Consider the following 20,581-nt stretch of genomic DNA (forward strand, 5'->3'; position numbering starts at 1 on the left):
GCCGTAGCTAACAGCGCTAGTGTAAATCACGTATCGTTTTGTACACTCGTCCCTCCGAACGTGTAGTGTCCCTCGATTCCATATTGCATTATATGATTTATGTTGGCTGACCAGCCGATATTCTATCGCTACAAACCTCGCCGTGCAGCCCCTCTCATGGGTGAAATCATCTATAGTCTAAATTGGCGGACCAACAAGACACAGATTGGCTCAGGCACGTCACCAACAGCACAACAATGCAGGGTCGCCTTCGAGAAAACTGTCGTAGACTCACGATCGGAACGGCGAGAAGAATACCTGAACCCATGTACGCCTGATCGTCGACGTGTCCAGCGACCTGGTGTACACTGACGTGCAGTGGCTACTCTAGCCGTTGATAGGGCACTCGTCACCACTTCCCCTTTGTCTCCTCGTCGATATCCCCGTCACGAGAAGACACTGTGATGACCGTCCCGTCGCGGTCGAAGACACCGCTCGAGTACTCGTTTCGAAACCAAATTCAGCCACCGAGAGCCGTCGAATGTCAACGTCGGGGTGCGTGGCTCGATCAGGGCAGTGATGGCTCGTTTTTCTTCGTTTACGCGCCGAGATTGGTCACCGTCACGAACGATTCGTCGGCGACCGACTCAGCCAGTTCGTCGGTAGCGATATCGTCTGGAACGTGCTGAGGGTACTTCCGTCGGAAGTATCCGACAATATTACGCAAGTCGCGTCGGAGAAACTCGGCTGCATTTTCGTGGTCGGTCGGAACGGCCTGTGGCCAGTCGAAGATTTTCACGCCCTCTTCGCTGACGAAGACGTTGTACTCGCTCATGTCCGCGTGGACGTACCCGTTCGCGTACGCGTTGGCAACTTCGGAGAGGAGTAAGTCGAGGACGCCGAGTACCTGATCAGTCTCGAGTTTCGTCTGGGAAAGCTCGACGCCGTCCATCTTCTCCATCACGATTGCGTGACGGTTCTGATCGATGGGACGTGGAACCGAGACGTCAGGATAGAGTTCCTCGAGGATACCGTACTCTCGCTCGGCGGCCTTGCGCGCGGTGTACATCCAGGAGACGTGGTCGTTGTCCGACGTGTAATCGCGTTCTTTGTGCACCTCGCGGAAGTTCGTGTAGCCCTCGCGGTGATACTTCAGCGCGTGTGGTTTGTAGGATTTGACCTCGTAGACGTCACTTTCCTTGCCGACGCCCAGTGGCGCACCGAACTCGCTGATCGTATCGCGTTCGACGAGTGCACGTAAGGCGAGGGTATCGTAGCCCTCGAACTGGAGCGTGTACCCCTCGTACTGGATCGTCTTCTTCTCGACTAACCCCCGTTTGAGACAGCGCTCGAGTCGATAGTCGACTTCCTCTTCGGTTAGATTCGCGAACTTCGGTAGCTTCCCCCGTTGGACCCACTCGGAAAAGCGCATTCCCTGTTCGACCCCAGAGAGGAGATAGTAGTCTTCGGCCTCGAGTTCCGGTAGAAGACCGGCAACGTTCCGGACCATATCCGCCTGATAGCCGGCGAGTACGTAAAAGCGTCGTGACGTGGCCCTCGAGTGCGAGCCCGAGCGCGTTCGATTTTTCTGCCGGTCGTGTGCATTCGACCATCTCTCGCCCTTTAAGGGCGGCTTCGAGTCGAATAGTCTGCCGACGGACCACACCGATAAACCAAATATGAAGATATTAAATGCGACTCGGCCTCCGACTATCAGTGCGTTACGAACGCCGGCCGGACAGCACCGCTCGTCGCAATTCCTAACTCGCTCGCTCGCGAGTACCGTAGTATGAGCGACCTCGCCGAGGAAAATTGGCGGCTAATCCGGGATGATCCGCGTGAGGGACCACTCCAGATGGCCGTCGAAGAGGTGGCCGCACGAACTGCCCTCGAGGACGACCTCCGAACCGTTCGCGTCTACTCGTGGGAGCCAAGTACGCTCTCGCTTGGCTATCGACAGGACCCGGAGACGGTAGACTGGGAGTACTGCGAGCGAAATGGGATCGACGTCACTCGACGACAGACGGGTGGCGGCGGGATCTACCACGATCGCGACGCAGATATTTCCTACACGATCGTCGCGCCCGCAGCGGAGGTCCCCGGCGATCTGATGGCGTGTTACGAACTGTTTTGCGAACCGATTCTCGAGGGACTCAGACGGATGGGTGTCGACGCGGACTTCGCGAGCGCCGAACAGCCGTCGATCTACCAGCCCTCCTGTTACCTCCGGGACATCAACCCGGCTCACGACGTCGTTGCGCCGGCGAGTACCGGTGCAGACGCGAAGAAAATCAGCGGCAATGCCCAGTATCGCCAGCGAGATGTCGTCATCCAGCACGGATCGATCAGTTACGACCTCGAGAGCGACCACCACGTCGGAGTGTTCGACACGGACCTCGAGACGGGCGCGTTCGACGAGCGAGTTACGAGCATTCGGGACGAGGTCGGTATCGATCGCGACGCGGCTGTCGACGCGCTCGCGACGGCACTGGCCGAGTGGTGTGGGGCCGAAGAAGGGACGTGGCGATCTAGCGAAATCGAGGCAGCGCGCGACTTAGCGGATCGGAAGTTCGGTTCGGACGCGTGGATTCGCGACCGAGAGGTTCTCGAGGCTGAAGAACACTAACGCTGAAAAAAGGGCTGAGAGAGGCTGTGCTTAGCTGATGATCGCCTTCCAGCTCCAGCCACCGACGATGAGCACGATCAGTGCGAGGACGAAGAAGACGCCCCACTGTTGGCCTTCGGTGTCGGCGATCGGTGCGAACACGTCGACGACGCCGGTAAACTGCATCGCCGCGATGACGATCAACAGTAACGTGAAGATCGAGACGACGGCGATCCCGATCCCGTATCGGGCCATCCAGTGCCCTTCCGCCTCGGCTTCCTCCTGTGAGGTGGTGGGCTTTTCCGTTGGTTCTCGGTCCGGTTCGGACATATATTACGCTTGAAGGGACTGGCGGGAAACGGTTGCACCTGCAGGTTCCGGGTGGTGAACGACGGGTGGGGGAGTCACTCGAGACAGTCACCGAGAACCCTACTCAAGCGTACTCCCTCGTTTTCGACGAAGCGTTCCGCGAATGAACGGGGCGACCGGGAAGAAACCGAGGTCGAGTCGCTCGATTTCCTCGACGGTAACCGCTTCGTGGGAGACGAACCGAGGGATCGTTTCGCGCGTGAGCTGACAGCCGCCCGCGGTGTGTGCCCAGAGTGGGTTGAGCAGTTCCTGGCCGGACCCTCGCCAGCCGTCGGCGTGGACGTGCTCGAGAAAGCGAAACTCGCCGCCAGGTTCGAGCACTCGCAGGGCTTCCTCGAGTGCAGCGTCTGGATCCTGAATCGTACAGAAGACGAGGCTGGCGATCACGACGTCGAAGTAGTCGTCGGGATAGGGGAGTGACTCGGCACGAGCGCCGCGAAGGTCGACCGCGAGACCAGTTTCACCCGCCCGTTTGCGGGCACGTTTACGCATATGTGGGTCGGGTTCGATCGCGTGATACTCGAGGGAGGCAGTCGCGTGTTCGACGATGGACGGAAACATGTCGCCCGTCCCGCAGCCGAGTTCGAGGACGCGACCCGAGAGGTCGCGAGCGAGGTACTCGCGGTGGGGTTCGAACAGAATCGACTGGGGAAGGACGTCGTAGAGTTTCGCGAAGAGTGGGTGTGAGATTTCGTCGTCCGCGTGTTCGGCCGGCCGTGTACTCGAGTCGGACATCTCGTTCGAAGTAACGGCCGAGTGCCTGATACTCGTTTCCCCGATTCGAGGACGGTGAACGCGACAGATGCGGGCCGTGACACAACAGATCCTCGCTCGAATAGGCTCGCCGCTCTCGAATTACCGAATCGTGTCCGGAATGCGGTCGATGACGTCGGTCGCGAGCACGCCCGGGCCGTACTCGGCGGTGGCTAACTCGCCGCTCTTGCCGAGGACCCACGCGCCCAATTCCGCGGCGTCGCTGCGATCAGCCCCCTGTCCGAGCAGCGACGCGGTGATTCCGGCCAGCGTATCCCCGGTTCCGGCGACCGTCAGCGCCGACGTCCCCGTCTCGTTGCGGATGCGGTCCCCGTTTGCAACGATTTCGTCGGTGTCGCCGGTCAACGTCAACACGGCACCCGTTTCCGTCGAAAACGCCTCGAGCGAGCCGTACTCCTCCCGAATCGGGTCGTCTTCCGACCCGCTCGGCGTGAGAATCGAATTCGAGAGGTCCACCTCGAGTGCGGGTTCGATGGCGAGGGCGTCGACGACAATCGGGATGTCGACGGTGTCGATCACCTCCCGAACGGCGACCGGTTCGGCGTCGACGAGTCCGGGCCCGACGACGAGGGCGTCGGCCCACTCACACATCTCGCGAGTGCGTTCGACGGCGGTCTGTTCGAACTGTTCGCCCGCGTATCGGTCGACGAGCAGGTTCGGGTCGTGACTCGCGACGATTTCGTATATCGGATCGGGCACGAACGCTCGGACGTGATCGGACCCGCTTCGGAGCGCTGCGCGCCCGACCAGCGCGGGCTGATTCGGATACTCGGTCGCCCCCGCAACGATGCCCACGCGCCCGTTGTCGGTGCCGGTCTCTTCTGAAATATTCGACAGCGTTCGCTGGAGTCTGCTCATACGACACGTCGAAAGCCCCGCGAGGTAGCCCTTCGGCAGGCGAGTTCTGGTTTGGACGGGTATACCCACAAATTCTCGAGTCGCCACCGCGGATCCGTTATACCACCGTCCCGTCGTATGCTACACCAAAACATAGGTGATCGGCCGCGTAACTAGAGCCATGTTCGCCGACAGAACCGACGCGGGCGAGCGACTCGCTGCCGAACTCGAGTCCCGCGGGCTCGAGGCCGATATCGTCCTCGGAATTCCCCGCGGTGCACTCCCCGTCGCCAGACCGGTCGCGGACGCACTGGATGCCGACCTCGACGTGGTCGTCGCCCGGAAGATGGGTGCGCCGAGCAATCCGGAGTTGGCGATCGGTGCCGTCGCGAGCGACGGCAGCGTCTGGTACAACGACGACCTCCTCGGGCGACTTTCGGTCGGTAACGAGTACCTCGAGACCGTTCGGGAACGGGAGGCGGCGAACGCGAGCGAGAAAGCGGATCGATATCGAGAGATCGAGGGATTGCCGGATCTCGAGGGAAAGCGAGTGATCGTCGTCGACGACGGCGTTGCAACGGGTGCGACTGCAACGGCTTGCCTTCGACAGGTGCAAGCGAGCGACGCAGCGTCCGTCGTACTCGCAGTGCCGGTCGGCTCACCCCGTGGCGTCGACGACCTCCGAGACGAAGCGGACGAGGTGATCGCCCTCGAGACGCCACAGTCGTTTCGTGCCGTCGGACAGTACTATCGCGTGTTCGATCAGGTGAGCGACGAGGAGGCGATCGGGTACCTCGAATAAAACACGGACTCGTCGACGTGAAAATCGTAAACGCGCTCGATCAGGGCCACAACCCGCGTGCGTCGTGGGCCGCTGCGACGCGAGAGAGCGCGACGATGTACGCCGCGTCACGCCAACTGACGTCGCGTTCGTCCACCGTCTCTCGCAAACCGGTCCAGGCGTCGACCATCTCCGTCTCGAGTTCTTCGTGCACGCGCTCGAGTGACCACGTTCGGCGGTTGATGTCCTGGAGCCACTCGAAGTAGCTGACGGTGACGCCGCCGGCGTTAGCGAGGATATCGGGAATCACGGGGATACCGCGTTCCTCGAGGATGGCGTCTGCGCCGAACGTCGTCGGGCCGTTCGCGCCTTCGATGACGATGTCCGCGTCGATCGCTGCCGCGTTCTCGTCGGTGATGACGTTCCCGACGGCAGCCGGAATCAACACGTCGACGTCGAGCTCGAGCAGGTCCGCGTTCGACAGTCGGGTCAGCGAGCCCGTGCCAGCGGCGGATTCGGCGTATCGGGTGACGGCCTCTGGCTCCTCATCGTGTGACGGGATGGTCTCGACGTCGATTCCATCGGGGTCGTGGACGCCACCGTTGACGTCGCTGACGGCGACGACGGTCGCTCCCCACTCGTCGAGCAATCGGGCGGCGTTCGCACCGACGCTGCCAAAGCCCTGGACGGCGACCGTCACGTCCGCTAACGGGCGATCGTAGTACTGACAGGTTTCGCGGGTGACGATAGCGACGCTCCGTCCAGGAGCCTCCTCGCGACCCGCCGAGCCACCGATAACGGGTGGTTTTCCGGTGACGACGCCCGGGATGGTCTCGCCTTCCTGCATGCTGTAGGCGTCCATCAACCAGGCCATCGTCGCGGGATCCGTTCCCATGTCCGGTGCCGGAATGTCCGTCGTCGGCCCCACAACCGGCCGAATTTCTTGCATGAATCGGCGAGTCAGGCGTTCGGTTTCGTCCGTCGAGAGCGACTTCGGATCGACGACGACCCCACCTTTCGCGCCACCGAAGGGGAGGTCCATGACGGCGCACTTCCAGGTCATCCACATCGACAGGCCGACGCACTCGTCTCGAGTGACGCCGGGGTGATAACGAAGGCCGCCCTTGTACGGGCCGCGGACGCTGTCGTGTTGGGCCCGGTAGCCGGTGTAAACGTCGACCGACCCGTCGTCACGCTCGAGTGGAATGGTGACCTCGTGGACTTTTGCCGGGTGTTTGAGACGCTCGATGACGGAGTCGCCGATATCGAGGTGTGTCGCGGCACGCTCGAGTTGAAGACGCGCGGTCTCGAGTGCGGTTTCGGGTTCGTCGTCGGTCACCTGTCGGTTCGTCGAAGATTCATCTGGTGTGAGTTCTGGGGCCATACAAGAAGCGGTGATTACTCGATTGGCGTCCGTCGATTACGCATGTCCGTCCCGCAGTCGGGACACTGGGCGGGCGCTGTCGTCCGAACGAGCGTCCCACAGTTGAAACACTCGTAGGTCGATTCGTCCTCAGGGTTGAAACGAATGTCTTTCATGTGACGAAGGTTTCTCCATTTAGGAATAATAGGGATATTAGGATAGTGGTATCCATCAGATAACTAGCGTCGGGGATCGGACAGACGTTCACTATTCAACGGGCGCCGTCGTTTTTGCCGGAAGGCCGATTTCGTCGAACAGAATGGTGAACAGTTTCCGCTGAATCGTCCGAATGTGGCGGTAGAACGCAGCCGGCGAAATCTCGAGCGTCGTGGCGATTTCCTCGCCCGAACGCTCTCGCGGCGACTCGAAGTAGCCGCCGTAATACGCTAGTTGGACGACCTCGAGTTGGCGGTCCGTCAGTCGCTCGAGGAGTTGAGCGCGAAGGGTGCGTGCAGTCGTCCGGTCGACGGTTCGCTTGGCGACGAGTGAAACGTCCGAGAACGCGTTCGAGACGATGTCGATGCTCTCGCTGGCGTCGACGGTTCGGGGGACGTCGACGACGACGTGTGTGTCAGTCGGCGTCGCCTCGACGCTTCGTAAGACGACGCCGTGGTCTGCAAGCTGGAGGGCCAAAAACGGTGGTGCGAGGTTGATGAGGACAGTCTCGCCCGACGCGGGGTCGTCGACATCCTCACCGTCACCGAGGTGCTGGATATCTTCGACGGCGACGAGATCCGCGGCCGCGTCGACGACGTCGGTGGCGGGCGCTCCCTCGACGGTGGCGAACACGGCTGCGCCGTCTTCGTGAAGCTGAATGCCGCCGTCGAAGGAGAGCGTACACTCCGCACGCGTCGCGAGTCTGGTAAAGATGAAGCTGTCGTCGATCACCTCGAACTCGAGGCGAGTCCGAGAGTCGGTCAGCAGGGCCTGTTTGCGTTCGACGGCGGCGATTGCGGACGCGATCGTTTCGCCCAGTTCGATCAGCACGGAGCGGATGACGCCCTCGAACGCGTCCGGTTCGTCTGCGTAGACGGTCAACACGCCGTAGGTGAACTCGTCGTAGGCCAGCGGGACGCCCGCGACGGATTGGTACTCTCGAGAGAGCGCTTCGGAGCGCCACGGTTCATCGCGTAGACGCTCCGCAACGTTCGAAACGACCGTGACGTCGTTCGTCGCGGCGGTTCGAGCAGCAGGCTCACTCGTCTCCGAAAGGGTGTGTGGGATACTGTCCAGGTAGTCACGCCCGCGGCCCGTCCCGCCGTGCGTGTTCGTCTCGAGGCGCTCTCCCGTGACGTCCGTCGTCCCAATCCAGGCGAAGGAGAACCGATCGGCGGACGTGAGTCGCTCGCAGACGGCGGCTTCGATTTCCTCGCGCGTCTCCGCTCGGACGAGCGCCGTGTCAATCTCGCGGATGATCTCGTTGACCTGATTGAGTCGGGAGAGTTTCCGGTTTTGCTGTTTGAGTTCGCGGTCACGCTCTCGGAGCGTCTGTTCTCGGCGCACTCGATCGAGTGCGGCCTCGGCCGTCGTCGCGAGCAGATCGGTCAGTTCTCGAGTCACGTCGTCGAACGCGTCGGCGTCGGGTGAGCCGACGACGAAAACGCCGTGGTCACCGAGCGGGACGAGACCGACGCTTGTGAGATCAGTCGCCGGGTTCGAGACGGCCGATGCGTCGTGGACGTCGGGGAAAAACGTCGCGTCGCCGTCGACGAACACCTGTCCCGCGAGGCTGCCGTCCGCCGCTCGCCGCTCCGGCAGAGGACCGTGATTTCGCTTCATCGCTGGCGATGCGGCCGCCGGACTGAGCACGTTTTCGTCGGTATCGAACAGGTACGCCCCGGTGTTCTCGAGGTCGAGTACGTCCGTCGCGTCGTCGACGACGATTTCGGCAATCTCGCGTTCGCTCTCGGCGTACAACAGTTGTCGCGTCGTTCGGTGAAGCGCCGTCAGGGCCTCCTCGCGGCGCTTTCGCTTCGTCACGTCACGACAGCTATAGAGGGTCGTTCCGCCCTGAATCGAGACGGTACGAACGTTGACTAACAGCGTGTGCTCCCGGCCCGCGCGGTCGGTCGCCGTACACTCGATGTTGGTCAACACGCCCTCCGACTCGAGTTCCTCGCGGTCGAAGAGCTCCGGCCCGAGGAGGTCGTCGATCGAGCCCATTTCGTGGATTTCGTCGTCCGAGTAGCCGAAGATGAAGTGGACGTTCGGACAGACGTAGGTGAACTCGCCGGAGTCGTCCGTGATCAAGACGGTGTCGGTCATGTTGTTGAGCGTCACCCGGTGGAGTTCCTCCGATTCGCGGACCTCCTGCTCGAGTCGCGCCCGATCAGTGACGTCGGTCACCTGTGCGAGGACGGAGACGACGGTCCCCGATTCGTCTCGAACCGGTCTGACCGTCACCTCGAGCGTCCGTGGAACGGTGCGCTCCGCGGCGCTTTCGGTGTCGGCCTCGAGTGGAGGCCCCTGCGCCAGCGTGAGTTCGCGGTGTGCGACCGTGCCGGCCGCCGCCGTGTCGATCGCCGTTCGGATCGACTCGCCTCCCGAGTCGGCGGCGTCCCACCACGGAAGCGCCGCGAACTGCCCTCCGCAGGTGGCATCGTCGCCCCCGTGAACGGTCTCGAGCGCGCGGTCGTTCGCTTGGCAGATGTTACCATCGCGATCGACGACCCACGCGTACGTCTCCGGATCGTTGAACACGGCTCGAAACTGTCGAGCCTGCACGCGAGCGTGTCTGCAGTCGTCTCCCTGTTCGAGCGCTCGCTCGAGCGTCTCGGTAAGGGGCTTACTCGAGTCCGCAGCCGGGACGTACTCCGTGACGCCTGCAGTGATCGCTTCGCTCGCGAGTACCTCGTCGCCGTCGCGGGGCGCGAGTACGAACGGGAGTGCGACGTCACGCTCGCGAACGCGTTCGACGAGTTCGGTTCCGGTCCCGTCGGTGAGCGACTGCGCGCTCACCACGCAGTCGATCGAATCCGTCTCGAGGGTCTCGAGCGCCGTCTCTACGCTCGAGGCCGTCGTGAGGGCTCCCGCGAGTTGCGCTGCGCTCGGTTCCGAGGAGTCGGCGTCGGTCGCGCCCTCGCCCCCGACTGAGAGTCGATCCGAGAGGGTGGGCGAGCGCCCCTCGGCCCGGTCGTCTGCCGACTCGACGACGAGGAGATGGGCGTCGTCGAGTGTCCGTGCAGTTGCCATTCGATACCCGTAGGGCCCCGTGATGATAGAAGCCATCGGATTGTTTCAGCGTGAGAAGTGTGTAACGTCGTTCGAGGAGTCGGGGGGCGGGTCACTCGAGCCAGCAGAAAACCGCGGTGCAACGCGTCCGATTTAGGGATTCGACTCCGTCCAGACGGCCTGCATCGGGATCCAGCCCTCGTCGGGATCGACGTGGCCGGAGAGGACGGCGTTCAAAACGGCACCCAACAGGAGACAGAAGCCACCGAGGTACACCCAGGTGAGGACGAGCAAGATTGCGCCGGCGATTCCAAAGAGCGCGATGCTCTCGGAGGTGGCGACGTATATCCTGAAGCTGACGGCCAACGCGGTCCACGAGAGGGCGGCGAACGCAACCCCCGGCAGCACCTCGACGACGGCGACGTCCGGTTGTGGAAAGAGGTAGTACATCGGCGTGAAGACGGCCACGAGGAGAATCGCGAGGAGGACGGCGCTGGCTGCCGTCGCTACGACCCCGCCGAGTAGAACCGAGAGACTGATTCCGACGACGCTGACCAACGCGACGGCCAGCGCGACCGTCGCCGTCACGAGCGCCGCGTTGAGCACCGTGACGAGCGTTACCGTCGTCGCCGTGTTCACGTACGATTCGTCCTTCCGAGAGCCGTAGACGTCCGTAAACGCGCTGTTGACTGCCTGAAACAAGCGAGCAGCGCTCCACAGCAAAATGAGGAGTGCGAGAATCGCAGCCCGTATCCTGTCGCCGCTGTTGCCGGCCGCCTCCTCGAGTCCGCCGTCGGTCACGATACCGTCGAGGCCGGCCGCTGACTCGAACGTCGAGACCAGCGGCTCGAGCGAATCCGTGAGCGTGGCACCGACGAGCGCGAGGATGACCAGCGGAACGAGGGTGTTGAACGCGTGGTAAGCCAGCCCGGCGGACTTGACGCTGATCTGGCGTTCGCGGGAGACGGCAGCGACGTCGCCGGCGAGCGAGAGGAGACTCGAGTCGGCCATGTCTCGATATCGGCGGCGTCGCGGATAGTGGTTTGGCCGGCATCGGGGCCTGGTGTATATGACTGCGGAGAGAACACACGAATTGGGGGAAGGGGTGCTTGATGGAGCCGATACGTAATCGGGCGCTTGACGGAGCCGATACGTAATCGATGCGAGAACGGTACCGCGTACTATTCGTCGTGGACGACCGACTGGACGTGCCCGACGACGCCGTTTTTCAGTTCGACCTGTAATCCCTTCGGGTCGTCTTCGTAGACGGTCGCCACTTCCCCGATGAGGGACTCTCGATCTTCGGATTCGACGTCCTGATCGCCCTGCACGATTTCGACGGTGATCCCCTGCCGGAGGTCGGACGCAGCTGATCGTTCGTTAGACATGGACGAACGTGTGCCAGTGAATAGAAGAACGATGGTGCCTGTACATTCGTCCTCGTCGTCCGAGCATTCACAGCGGCGGATTCGGACGGCCGTCTTACTCGTCGAAGTCGAGGGCGGCGGAGTTGATACAGTAGCGCTTGCCGGTCGGTTCGGGGCCGTCCTCGAAGACGTGGCCGAGGTGGCCGCCGCATTCGGCACACAGCACTTCGGTGCGGCGCATCCCGTGGCTGGTGTCGAGTCGAGTTTCGACGCGGTCGGTGTCCGTATCGTAGAAACTCGGCCAGCCACAGCCGGAGTCGAACTTCGTCTCGGAGTCGAACAGTTCGGCCCCACAGCCGGCACAGACGTAGCTTCCGTCGTCTTTGTGGTCGACGTACTCGCCGCTGAACGCGGGCTCGGTTCCGGCTTCTCGCAGGATTCGATACTCCTCGTCGTCGAGTTCCTCGCGCCACTCCTCGTCGCTCGTGGGGAGGTCGGTGCCCTCTCGAGGGGTTTCGTCTGTCTCGTGTTCCATAGGAGGGGACTACGGACGAGTCACCCAAGAGTCTGTTGTGCGTTCGCCGGGTGCGAGTCGTCGGTCCCCACTCGACGGTCCTCACTCGAGTTCGGTTCGTGCTACCGACTCGTGATGACGTCCGTGCTCTCACAGTCGGGACACTGAGTCATTCGGCCCAGTTTCGGTACGTCGATTCGTCGCCAAGCCTCGTCGCCACCAGGTGCTTCGAACCCGCATCGTCGACAGCGAGACTGCCCGGCAGTAATTGATCCACTCGTCATACGCTCGAGTATGGGATACACTCGCATAGGCGTTGTTCCGAACGGTCGTGACTGTTCGCTCGAGAACGAGTTGCCAGCCGTTGAGCGACGAGTAGGGAATTAGATCTGTCTCGGGTTCAGAACCTCCGAGAGACCCGGTCGATAACGCACACATTCACGGTCCCCGGTCGCCAACGCCATAGCAATGACAGTTGCGCGAACCGTCGAACTCGAGGGGCACATCATCGACTCGGGGACGATGGGCATGTGTTTCGGGGTCGTGATGGATATGGGCGGTGAGTTCGAGGTCGAAGACTTCGAAGTTGGCCGTCACAAACACGCCGAGACGTACTGCCGGATGCGAGTCATGGCCGAGTCCGAAGAGGACTTGCGAGCGATTCTCCACGAACTCAATCAACAAGGAGCGACCGTCGCCGATCCGCGGGATGCGACGCTCGAGAACGCTCCCGAAGACGGCGTCGTCCCGGTCGATTTCTACTCGACGACGAACCACCCGACGTACGTGCGCGTCGACGGCGAGTGGGTCGAAATCGAGGATCCGGAGATGGACTGCGCGCTCGTTGTAGAAAGAGCGGATCCAGCGGATCCGCAGGGAGTCGGTAACACCGACGATAGGAGAAACGGTGACGGCAAAACCCGCGTGCTCACGAAAGTGCTCAACGCCGTGGAGGAAGGCGACCTCGTCGTCACCGGCGAGACGGGCATTCGCGTCGAACCGCCCGAGCGACCCCGGAACGGCGGCGGTTCCTTTGGCTTCATGCAGGGCGGCGTCTCGAGCGAACGACCCTCTGCGTCGCTGATCGAGGAAATCGCGGACGAGATGCGCGAGGTGCGCGAGAACGACGGGAACGTCCTCGTCGTCTGTGGGCCGGCGATCGTCCACTCCGGCGGCCGAGACGCCCTTGCGGACCTCGTCCGTGCGGGCTTCATCGACAACCTGAGTGCCGGCAACGGCTTTGCCGTACACGACTTAGAGCGGGACCTCTATGGCACCTCGCTGGGCGTCGACACGGAGAGCCTCGAGCACCCTCGGAAAGGACACAAACACCACATCTACACGATCAGCGAGATCGCTCGCCTCGGCAGCATCGAGGCCGCCGTCGACGAGGGAATCGTCGACGAGGGCGTGATGTACGAGTGTATCGACAACGACGTCCCGTTCGTCCTCGCCGGCTCGATCCGTGACGACGGTCCGCTTCCGGATACGATCACCGACGCAATCGAGGCCCAGGACGCGATTCGCGAGCAGGCTCACGACGCCGATATCGTGCTCATGCTCTCGACGCTGTTACACTCCGTCGCCGTCGGTAACTGTCTTCCCTCGACCACGAAGACCGTCTGCGTGGACATCAACCCGGCCACCGTTACACAGTTACTCGACCGCGGCAGCGCACAGGCTATCGGCATGGTCACCGACATCGGGACGTTCATCCCGATGCTTCGCGACGAGTTGCTCGAGGAGTAATTATATTCGAGTGAACTGTCACGTTGTCAGAATACATTTAGTGGTCCAGTCGTAATTCGTTCTATGCATCGAAGACGGGTGCTTGTCAGTGGGGTATCGGTTGCGACGCTGTCGCTTGCAGGTTGTTTGAGTGATAGTAGCGGCGACGATTCGGGTGGAAGTGCTGATGACGACGATTCGGCAGCGAGCACGGACGAAGAACCAGCCGATCTAATCGAATCCGCCGACGAAACGCTCGACGAGGCGGCCGCAGAATTCGAAGCAGTACTCGACGACGCCGACGATCCACTCGATGACAGTTCGTGGACCATCGAAACCGCCGGAATCGAAGCACGAATCGACGACGCCGAAGACGACCTCTCCACAGCCCGCGAAGCGGCGGACGGAGACGAAACCGACGTAATCGACGCCCTCGAGGGCGTCGCCGACTTTCTACGCGAATTCGTCGACCTGTTCGTCGATCTCGGCGAGGCGATGAACGAACTCGACGCGTGGGAGCAGTACCTCGACCAGGAGCGGTGGGACGATGCGGAGACCGCTGCTGGACGAGCGGCTGCGCACAACGACGATGCGAGAGACCACGCGACGGTTGCACGATCCACCTTCGAGGAGATCGACACGTCTGTACTCGAGGAAGTCGACGAAGTCGACGCGGCGGAAATGGAGGCCGAACTCGAAGAGATCGAGGACGTCCTCGAGCTACTCGACGTGTACTTTAGCGCAAGCGAACTGATGGCCGAAGCGATGCAGCCGTTCGAAAACGGCGTCGAATCGCTCGAGGTCGAGGAGTTCCAGTCTGCGTCGTCGTCCTTCGAGTCAGCGGCTGAAACGTTCGACGATGCCTACTCGGTCGTGACGGATGCCGAGGACGACGCACCGGCGGAGTTCAGAAGTGATCTGATCGATCTCGCGTGCGAAGTAAACGCACTCGCTGAGAGTGCGGAATACTACGCTCTCGGCTCCGAGGAGTACGCAGACGGAGACTGGGTTGCGGGCGACTCGTACTTCGAGGACGGTGAGCGGGCCCTCGAGCAGTGTGAGAACAACGAGGTTGTGCCGTCGTTGTAGGTGAGATGCCTCGGATTGTCGCCGTCCCGACGCTACGTCGGCGTACGTGATGGCGGCAATCGGCTCTCGATCGGATAACGGCTACCGCTTTGCAAGCGGGGAAGCTATTGGGTGTGCAATTGTTGTTCGAGTTACATCCAACGGGTTGCTGTTGGGGGCGAAGAGAGCATGCAACGAGAACACGTTGACGCGAGCAAGGCGATTCAACGACGAACCGGGAAAACGTTCTATCTCGCGACGACGTTCCTCCCGAAACGAGTTCGTCACGCGACGCACGTTCTCTACGCGTTTTTCCGAATCGCGGACGAGGTGGTCGACGACGCAAACGGCGTTCCCCCGGCCGAGCAGCATGCCGAACTCGAGGCCTTACGCGCACAGGCGCTCGGCGAGTCGCCCCCCGACGGTCCCGTACTCGAAGCCGTCGACGAACTTCGACGGGAGCACGACATTCCCGACGAGGAGATACGGACGTTCGTCGACGCGATGCAGTCGGACATCTCCACCAGCCGCTACGAGACGTACGACGAACTGGAGTCGTACATGCGCGGGTCGGCTGCTGCGGTCGGGGTGATGATGACCGCGATCATGGAGCCCGACGACTGGGAGACGGCGATTCCACACGCTATTGCTCTCGGGGAGGCGTTCCAGTTGACGAACTTCTTGCGAGACGTTCGCGAGGACGTCCTGGAGCGAGGACGGATCTACCTCCCGCAAGAAACGTTAGGGCGCTACGGCGTCTCGAGCGATCAGATCGAACGCCTCGAGTATTCTGCGGCGTTCGCGGCGGCGATGGCGACGGAACTCGACCGAACCGAGCGACTGTATCGGGATGGCGTCGCCGGCATCCGCTACTTACCGGACGACTGTCAGTTTCCCGTTCTGCTCGCAGCTGTTCTCTATGCCGAACACCACGCGCTCATTCGGGCGCAAGGGTACGACGTGCTCAGCCGTGAACCGTCGCTTTCGACCGCACGGAAGCTGTGGTGTGTGATACGAACGCGCTGGCACTGGCAGTGGAACCCCGACCCCGAAGCCGTGTTCGACCAGGTATCGGCTATCTCCACACCAGAGAGGGGACGGCCGGAGCCAGAACGCGCCAGTCGGATGCCGACGCAGTAGTCCTCACCGCGGACAAGAGACAGAAACAGCGACAGCGACAGAAACAGTGACAAACGACTCGAGAACGGTCGGTACGCCGTCACGAGACCGAATCGATTCATCGAGCGCTCTTCAATGGCCTCGATATCGTGGCTGACGAACTGTCGTCTCTGCACGTCGAATACGACGTGTATGTCGACAAGCGACCCGCACAAGCCACTCGAGATCGATCGTCGCAACGCACGGACGACTGCTCTCGGACTCGGAATCTGGCTGGCACTGACTGTGGCTGTCGTGGTCCTCTTGCTTCTGTTCGGCACCGTACTGACCGGTATCTTCGTCTGATCGAAACGAAACGAGCGTCAGCCACTCGAGAAAAGAGACTGTCGGAGGAGGTCTCGGTCGTAGCGCTCCGTCCGAAAGAGGCCGACACAGAACAGCCCCGCGACACCGGCTGCCAGCCAGTTTCCGTAGATGACGTTAATCGTCCCCCACAACAGGACGAAGCTCACCAGATCGTCTAACACGAACTCACAGCGCTCGACACGCTCGAGTAGCGAGGACCGATCAAACGCGAAATCGACGAGGAGAACGGCGACGGTTCCCGAGAGCACCCAGCCCAGATAGTTCGAGAGCGGGACGCCGTAGAAGCCCCCTGCTGGGACGAACTCCCAGAAACCGATCGCTACGGCAGCGGGGTCGAGCACGAGGTCGATCGCCACGACGGAAACGATCGCGACAGGAATCCGAACGAGCGGCCGTCGACTCCACTCGCCGAGAACGAGCAGCGTCAGTAAGTAGGCGTTCAACACGAGCGGAATGAAAAACAACGGCAGCGCGAGCGGGACGGTATCGACGAGCATCGGCCCGAGTTGAATCGTGTACTCGAACGTGCCGTAGGGCCAGCCCGTCCAGACGCCGACGAGTTCGATCGCGTAGGTGTACGCCGTCAACACGCCCAGACAGGCGAGCGCTCGCCACCCGATTCGGGGTAAGATGCCGACGACAAGCGGCGAGCGCATGACTGCCGTCCCAAAGAGGATCAACAGCGGGTTGTACGCGAGCGGATCCGGCAACAGCCCCTCGGCGCTAGCGATCAGCGTCAGCGCACCGACGACGGGAAAGATGAACGCGATGGTCACTCGGTTCTCGCGAACGATCGTCTCGAGTCGTCGCTGGACGGTTGTCCTGAAATCCGCTCCCCGGCTGTTGTGGTCCGTCGTATCCATCCTTACAGGAGTCTCCAGAGACCCCCCATCGTCAAAAGCGCCCCGACAACGGTGTTAACGGCCGGGAACCACCAGTAGGCCCGATCGATGGCGACGTTCGACCGCCAGACGCCGACGAGAAAGGCAGGATAGACGGCCATGAGCGCACCGATGCGGAGGTCTAACGTAGCGAACGCGAGCGCGCTCGCGAGCCAGCAGCCGATACAGTAGGCGTAGGTTCTGCCTTCGCCGAGGAGGGTCGCGGTCGTCTCGATTCCCGTTTGGCGGTCAGGATCGATGTCGGGAATAGCCGAGACGGTGTGCATGCCCATGGCCCACAACCACCCGCCAAGGACGGCGAGGACGGGCGGGTGAACACCCGCGACGGCGGCATACGCCGCTGCGCCGGGGGCGATGTAGAGCCCGTTCGAAACCGAATCGAGGAGCGGCGTCGTCTTGAGACGGATCGGTGGCGCGCTATAGGCCGCTCCGAGAACGACGAAGACGGCCAGCCAGAGCCACGCAACACGCGGAACGAACGGGACGAGTCCCAACGCTAACAGCCCACTGACGGCGACGGCGACGGGAACGATTCGTTGCCCTCGGTAGCGGGCTTCTTTCCGCTCTTTCTTCGGATTCACGGCGTCGATCTCGCGATCGAAAACGTCGTTGATTCCGTAGAGGAAGATGTTCGCCGGCACGAGGAAATAGGCGAACAACGCAACCGTGACGGGCGTGACCAGTTCGTCGACCGACGGCGCTGCGTACGCGACCCCGACGAGGACGGGGCCGGCGAGATAGAGCCAGAATCGCGGACGTGAGAGTGTCAGCAGGTACGACAGCCGCGATCTGGGGCGTCTCTCGCCTGTAGTCGTTGATTCCATAGCGCAGCAGTCCTCGATCGGTTACGGCGAGTGCGATTGGGCGTGGTCCTCGAGTATCGCCTCGGCGGTCAGTCGGCCGCTGATGAGACACATCGGGACGCCGATACCGGGCGTAGTGTCGCCCCCGACGAAGTAGAGCCCGTCGACGCCCTTCGCCCGATGCGGTGGCCTGAAGAGCGAGGTCTGACGAAGGGTGTGTGCCAGCCCGAGCGCCGTTCCCTCGTAGCTGTTGTAGCGATCGGCGAAGTCCTCGATGCAAAAGCGCTCCTCGAAGACGATGCGGTTGCGAACGTCGACACCCGTCGTGTCGGCGACGTGCTCGAGCATTTTGTCTCGATACGCCTCGCGAATCTCGGGCGTGTCCTCGAGTCCGGGTGCGACGGGGACGAGGACAAACATTGCGCTGTGGCCGTCGGGGGCGACCGTCTCGTCGGTTTTGGAGGGGGTACAGAGGTAGTAAGCCGGCTCGTCGGGCCACTGCGGGTCGTCGAAAATCTGTTCGAAGTGACCGTGCCAGTCGGTGGGGAGAACTAACGTGTGGTGGGCCAACTCCGGAACGTCGCCCTCGATGCCAAGGTACAGGAGAAACGCCGATGGTGCGTAGGTTCGTGACTCCCAGTAGTCGGCGTCGTACCCACGACGTTCGGGGGGTAACAGTTCCTGTTCGGTGTGAGGATAGCTCGCGTTAGAGACGACGAGATCCGACTGGAGTGGCCCCTGTCGCGTTTCGACGAGAAAGCCACCCTCGCGACCCTTGATCGCCGTCGCCGGTCGATTCGTGTCGTAGGTCACGCCAAGTTCACGGCCGAGATCGACGAACGCGTCGATGACTCGACCGATCCCGCCCTCGGGGTACCAGACGCCGAGATTGAAATCGACGTGGCTCATCAGGTTGTAAAGCGCCGGCGTGTTGGTGGGCGAACCACCCAGAAACACGAGCGTGTACTGCATGACCTGCTGCAGTTTCGGGTGATCGAAGTAGCCCTCGACGTGGTCTTGCATCGATCCGAGCAAGGAGAGACCGCGAGCCTGTCGGGCCACGTCGCGGTCGACGTACTCCCGGAGTCGGGTTCGATCCTCGTAGACGAAGTGTTCCATCCCGACCTCGTAGTTCGCCCGCGATTTCTCGAGGTAGCGCTCGAGCGCCTCACCGGCACCGGTCTCGTAGGACTCGAAGACGGCTTTCGTTCGCTCGAGGTCGGGCGTCACGTCGATCCGATCGCCGTCGGTGAAGAAGAGTCGGTAGTGTGGGTCGAGGTGCGTGAGTTCGTAGTAGTCCGAGGGAGTACGATCGAATTCGGCGAAAAAGCGCTCGAAGACATCGGGCATGAGATACCACGAGGGGCCCATATCGAATCGGAATCCCTCGGCCTCGAGTCGACTCGCCCGCCCGCCGAGTTGCTCGTTTTTCTCGATGACGCGAACGTCGGCACCGGCATCGGCGAGGTGGCAGGCCGTCGACAGGCCGCCGACGCCGGCCCCGATTATCACGACGGACTCGCCAGCGAGCGAATGCATCTACTCAGTGGTCGAGACAGCGAGTGATGAGCGATACGCTTGCAGGTGTCGTTCCCGTTTACGCGATGGAAGTCTGGCTCCTCGAGGCGGAGCGTTCGCTCGAGCAGACTGGAGAGTGCGCGGAGAAGTATCGTTCAGTGACCGGGTCCGAAGATCAATCGATGTGGCCTTCGCGACGCAGTTGATCTGCGTCCTGGCCAGTGTAGCGCCATTCGATCGTCGCCTTCTCATCCTGCCAGTCCCAGGGTTCGGCGACGACGATGTCGTCTTGCTCGATCCACGTCCGATATTTCATTCGTCCGGGAATGCGGCCGAGGCGTTCCTTGCCGTCCTCACACCGGAGTTGGACGTGATTTCCGCCCAGATGTTCGGTTACGACGGCGAATACTTCATCGCTGTTGGGCATGCGGAGATTCCGACGCCCGGAGTCTTCTGTCACAGGTAACCTACGAACGCGAGACGGTTAAACCATTGGAGAGGCGTGATACCACATCACGAAGGTATGTCGCCCGGTCTGGCAGTTGCAACTCCACCCCAACGCCAGAACGCAGCAGTATCTGTTTGACTACCGACACTATTCATTTCTCTGACTCGCAGTTCCTTTTCTGTAATACTCTCCTTTTCGGCGATCCAAATCAAGAATACTACAGTTCTCTGTTCGAATCGGGATCGTCGAGGTCCCACAGAATTTCAGGCAAAAACGCCTCGAGATTGTCGATAACGCTGCGGTCGCTGACGTCGAGTCCCTCGCAGTGCTCGTGGGCCGACTCACGAATGTCGACGTGGAGGTCGCCATCCTCGAGCCAGACGGAAAGCGGAAAGACCGAACACCGTGTCGGTTTCCAGTCTTCCTCGAGGTGAAGGGTACAGAGGCCGTCCTCGCGGAGGAACGCACACGCACACCCGTCCTCGGCGACGTGGTCGTCTCGGCTCTTTTCTTCTCGAGTGACGAACTTCTCGCCGCGGAAGTCGGTCGTCGTCTCGGCGAGGTTCGCTCGCTTGGCGAGGCCGATCAAGTCGTCGTCGTAGAGGAGGACCCCGTGGTGACAACACCACGTACACTCCTCGACGCACTCGAAGGTGAGGCCGGGATCGAACTCGACGACGACCTCGCGGTCGGGGTAGACTTCGACGCGTCGCGTAGCGTTCGCGCTCACGAGTTTATGGAGGGACAGCGAACTCAAGTGCCTTTCTCCCTGCGTGCTCGACACCCGGCGGCGAGGCTCGAGGAAGAAA

Annotated in this window: 21 protein-coding genes; 6 read left to right on the forward strand and 15 right to left on the reverse strand. The window is 61.9% G+C overall.

Going from position 1 to position 20,581, the window contains the following annotated elements; all coding sequences use genetic code 11:
• Positions 1-577: 577 nt before the first annotated feature.
• The gene (locus BLW62_RS11880) at positions 578-1,489 is read right to left on the reverse strand and encodes a serine/threonine-protein kinase RIO2 (RefSeq protein ID WP_090507238.1); all 912 of its coding nucleotides are present in this window, start codon (positions 1,487-1,489) and stop codon (positions 578-580) included.
• Between the two features lie 279 nt (positions 1,490-1,768).
• Here BLW62_RS11880 and BLW62_RS11885 point away from each other — a divergent pair, with 279 nt between their 5' ends.
• Complete coding sequence (locus tag BLW62_RS11885) at positions 1,769-2,605, forward strand: lipoate--protein ligase family protein (RefSeq protein ID WP_090507239.1); 837 nt, start codon at positions 1,769-1,771, stop codon at positions 2,603-2,605.
• Positions 2,606-2,635: 30 nt separating this feature from the next.
• On the opposite strand, the gene BLW62_RS11890 is transcribed toward BLW62_RS11885, so the two are convergent.
• The 3 genes from BLW62_RS11890 to BLW62_RS11900 all read right to left on the reverse strand — a co-directional run bounded on the left by BLW62_RS11890 (position 2,636) and on the right by BLW62_RS11900 (position 4,585).
• Positions 2,636-2,914 (reverse strand): hypothetical protein, encoded by a 279-nt coding sequence (locus BLW62_RS11890; protein WP_090507240.1) that lies wholly within the window; start codon positions 2,912-2,914, stop codon positions 2,636-2,638.
• A 99-nt stretch (positions 2,915-3,013) separates the two neighbouring features.
• Positions 3,014-3,688: a class I SAM-dependent methyltransferase gene (locus BLW62_RS11895; RefSeq protein ID WP_090507241.1), complete on the reverse strand. Its 675-nt coding sequence runs from the start codon at positions 3,686-3,688 to the stop codon at positions 3,014-3,016.
• A gap of 120 nt (positions 3,689-3,808) precedes the next feature.
• Positions 3,809-4,585: an NAD(P)H-hydrate dehydratase gene (locus tag BLW62_RS11900; RefSeq protein WP_090507242.1), complete on the reverse strand. Its 777-nt coding sequence runs from the start codon at positions 4,583-4,585 to the stop codon at positions 3,809-3,811.
• A gap of 160 nt (positions 4,586-4,745) precedes the next feature.
• Between BLW62_RS11900 and BLW62_RS11905 the strand changes: the two genes are divergently transcribed.
• Positions 4,746-5,366 carry a phosphoribosyltransferase gene (locus BLW62_RS11905; RefSeq protein WP_090507243.1) on the forward strand — a complete coding sequence of 207 codons (621 nt, stop codon included), beginning with the start codon at positions 4,746-4,748 and terminating at the stop codon, positions 5,364-5,366.
• A 40-nt stretch (positions 5,367-5,406) separates the two neighbouring features.
• Here the strand turns inward: BLW62_RS11905 and gdhB are convergent, their stop codons facing one another.
• From gdhB to msrB, 6 genes are all read right to left on the reverse strand, one after another.
• Positions 5,407-6,729, reverse strand: coding sequence for a glutamate dehydrogenase GdhB (gene gdhB / locus BLW62_RS11910; protein WP_090507244.1), 1,323 nt, complete (start codon positions 6,727-6,729; stop codon positions 5,407-5,409).
• 14 nt (positions 6,730-6,743) lie between these two features.
• Positions 6,744-6,884 carry a rubrerythrin-like domain-containing protein gene (locus BLW62_RS18355; RefSeq protein ID WP_139305409.1) on the reverse strand — a complete coding sequence of 47 codons (141 nt, stop codon included), beginning with the start codon at positions 6,882-6,884 and terminating at the stop codon, positions 6,744-6,746.
• A gap of 91 nt (positions 6,885-6,975) precedes the next feature.
• Complete coding sequence (locus BLW62_RS11915; RefSeq protein ID WP_090507590.1) at positions 6,976-9,960, reverse strand: bacterio-opsin activator domain-containing protein; 2,985 nt, start codon at positions 9,958-9,960, stop codon at positions 6,976-6,978.
• A gap of 132 nt (positions 9,961-10,092) precedes the next feature.
• Positions 10,093-10,950, reverse strand: coding sequence for a YihY/virulence factor BrkB family protein (locus tag BLW62_RS11920; RefSeq protein WP_090507245.1), 858 nt, complete (start codon positions 10,948-10,950; stop codon positions 10,093-10,095).
• Positions 10,951-11,120: 170 nt separating this feature from the next.
• Entirely contained in the window at positions 11,121-11,327 is a 207-nt protein-coding gene (locus BLW62_RS11925; RefSeq protein WP_090507246.1) for a DUF2196 domain-containing protein, read from the reverse strand.
• Between the two features lie 94 nt (positions 11,328-11,421).
• Complete coding sequence (gene msrB / locus BLW62_RS11930) at positions 11,422-11,841, reverse strand: peptide-methionine (R)-S-oxide reductase MsrB (RefSeq protein WP_090507247.1); 420 nt, start codon at positions 11,839-11,841, stop codon at positions 11,422-11,424.
• Positions 11,842-12,288: 447 nt separating this feature from the next.
• Here msrB and BLW62_RS11935 point away from each other — a divergent pair, with 447 nt between their 5' ends.
• The 4 genes from BLW62_RS11935 (at position 12,289) to BLW62_RS18715 (ending at position 16,080) form a co-directional block, all read left to right on the forward strand.
• Complete coding sequence (locus BLW62_RS11935; RefSeq protein ID WP_090507248.1) at positions 12,289-13,569, forward strand: ornithine cyclodeaminase, nickel-pincer nucleotide-dependent; 1,281 nt, start codon at positions 12,289-12,291, stop codon at positions 13,567-13,569.
• Positions 13,570-13,632: 63 nt separating this feature from the next.
• Positions 13,633-14,637, forward strand: a complete 1,005-nt coding sequence (locus BLW62_RS11940; protein ID WP_139305410.1) for a hypothetical protein — start codon at positions 13,633-13,635, stop codon at positions 14,635-14,637.
• 168 nt (positions 14,638-14,805) lie between these two features.
• Entirely contained in the window at positions 14,806-15,756 is a 951-nt protein-coding gene (locus tag BLW62_RS11945) for a phytoene/squalene synthase family protein (RefSeq protein WP_090507250.1), read from the forward strand.
• A gap of 171 nt (positions 15,757-15,927) precedes the next feature.
• The gene (locus tag BLW62_RS18715; RefSeq protein ID WP_175459734.1) at positions 15,928-16,080 is read left to right on the forward strand and encodes a hypothetical protein; all 153 of its coding nucleotides are present in this window, start codon (positions 15,928-15,930) and stop codon (positions 16,078-16,080) included.
• A gap of 17 nt (positions 16,081-16,097) precedes the next feature.
• Here the strand turns inward: BLW62_RS18715 and cruF are convergent, their stop codons facing one another.
• The 5 genes from cruF to BLW62_RS11975 all read right to left on the reverse strand — a co-directional run bounded on the left by cruF (position 16,098) and on the right by BLW62_RS11975 (position 20,502).
• Positions 16,098-16,964 (reverse strand): bisanhydrobacterioruberin hydratase, encoded by an 867-nt coding sequence (gene cruF / locus BLW62_RS11955; protein ID WP_090507252.1) that lies wholly within the window; start codon positions 16,962-16,964, stop codon positions 16,098-16,100.
• A 2-nt stretch (positions 16,965-16,966) separates the two neighbouring features.
• On the reverse strand, positions 16,967-17,827 hold the full coding sequence (locus tag BLW62_RS11960) for a prenyltransferase (protein WP_090507253.1): 861 nt from the start codon (positions 17,825-17,827) through the stop codon (positions 16,967-16,969).
• Between the two features lie 21 nt (positions 17,828-17,848).
• On the reverse strand, positions 17,849-19,345 hold the full coding sequence (locus BLW62_RS11965) for a phytoene desaturase family protein (protein ID WP_090507254.1): 1,497 nt from the start codon (positions 19,343-19,345) through the stop codon (positions 17,849-17,851).
• 154 nt (positions 19,346-19,499) lie between these two features.
• Positions 19,500-19,784 (reverse strand): translation initiation factor eIF-1A, encoded by a 285-nt coding sequence (locus tag BLW62_RS11970; RefSeq protein WP_076580984.1) that lies wholly within the window; start codon positions 19,782-19,784, stop codon positions 19,500-19,502.
• A 205-nt stretch (positions 19,785-19,989) separates the two neighbouring features.
• Entirely contained in the window at positions 19,990-20,502 is a 513-nt protein-coding gene (locus BLW62_RS11975) for a YkgJ family cysteine cluster protein (protein ID WP_090507255.1), read from the reverse strand.
• Positions 20,503-20,581: the final 79 nt, after the last annotated feature.

Source organism: Natronorubrum sediminis (assembly GCF_900108095.1).
Taxonomy (GTDB): Archaea; Halobacteriota; Halobacteria; order Halobacteriales; family Natrialbaceae; genus Natronorubrum; species Natronorubrum sediminis.

Coding starts and splice junctions, on each gene's coding strand:
- BLW62_RS11880 (WP_090507238.1), bottom strand. CDS start 1,489: ATGGTCCGGAACGTTGCCGGTCTTCTACCGGAACTCGAGGCCGAAGAC.
- BLW62_RS11885 (WP_090507239.1), top strand. CDS start 1,769: ATGAGCGACCTCGCCGAGGAAAATTGGCGGCTAATCCGGGATGATCCG.
- BLW62_RS11890 (WP_090507240.1), bottom strand. CDS start 2,914: ATGTCCGAACCGGACCGAGAACCAACGGAAAAGCCCACCACCTCACAG.
- BLW62_RS11895 (WP_090507241.1), bottom strand. CDS start 3,688: ATGTCCGACTCGAGTACACGGCCGGCCGAACACGCGGACGACGAAATC.
- BLW62_RS11900 (WP_090507242.1), bottom strand. CDS start 4,585: ATGAGCAGACTCCAGCGAACGCTGTCGAATATTTCAGAAGAGACCGGC.
- BLW62_RS11905 (WP_090507243.1), top strand. CDS start 4,746: ATGTTCGCCGACAGAACCGACGCGGGCGAGCGACTCGCTGCCGAACTC.
- gdhB (WP_090507244.1), bottom strand. CDS start 6,729: ATGGCCCCAGAACTCACACCAGATGAATCTTCGACGAACCGACAGGTG.
- BLW62_RS18355 (WP_139305409.1), bottom strand. CDS start 6,884: ATGAAAGACATTCGTTTCAACCCTGAGGACGAATCGACCTACGAGTGT.
- BLW62_RS11915 (WP_090507590.1), bottom strand. CDS start 9,960: ATGGCAACTGCACGGACACTCGACGACGCCCATCTCCTCGTCGTCGAG.
- BLW62_RS11920 (WP_090507245.1), bottom strand. CDS start 10,950: ATGGCCGACTCGAGTCTCCTCTCGCTCGCCGGCGACGTCGCTGCCGTC.
- BLW62_RS11925 (WP_090507246.1), bottom strand. CDS start 11,327: ATGTCTAACGAACGATCAGCTGCGTCCGACCTCCGGCAGGGGATCACC.
- msrB (WP_090507247.1), bottom strand. CDS start 11,841: ATGGAACACGAGACAGACGAAACCCCTCGAGAGGGCACCGACCTCCCC.
- BLW62_RS11935 (WP_090507248.1), top strand. CDS start 12,289: ATGACAGTTGCGCGAACCGTCGAACTCGAGGGGCACATCATCGACTCG.
- BLW62_RS11940 (WP_139305410.1), top strand. CDS start 13,633: ATGCATCGAAGACGGGTGCTTGTCAGTGGGGTATCGGTTGCGACGCTG.
- BLW62_RS11945 (WP_090507250.1), top strand. CDS start 14,806: ATGCAACGAGAACACGTTGACGCGAGCAAGGCGATTCAACGACGAACC.
- BLW62_RS18715 (WP_175459734.1), top strand. CDS start 15,928: ATGTCGACAAGCGACCCGCACAAGCCACTCGAGATCGATCGTCGCAAC.
- cruF (WP_090507252.1), bottom strand. CDS start 16,964: ATGGATACGACGGACCACAACAGCCGGGGAGCGGATTTCAGGACAACC.
- BLW62_RS11960 (WP_090507253.1), bottom strand. CDS start 17,827: ATGGAATCAACGACTACAGGCGAGAGACGCCCCAGATCGCGGCTGTCG.
- BLW62_RS11965 (WP_090507254.1), bottom strand. CDS start 19,345: ATGCATTCGCTCGCTGGCGAGTCCGTCGTGATAATCGGGGCCGGCGTC.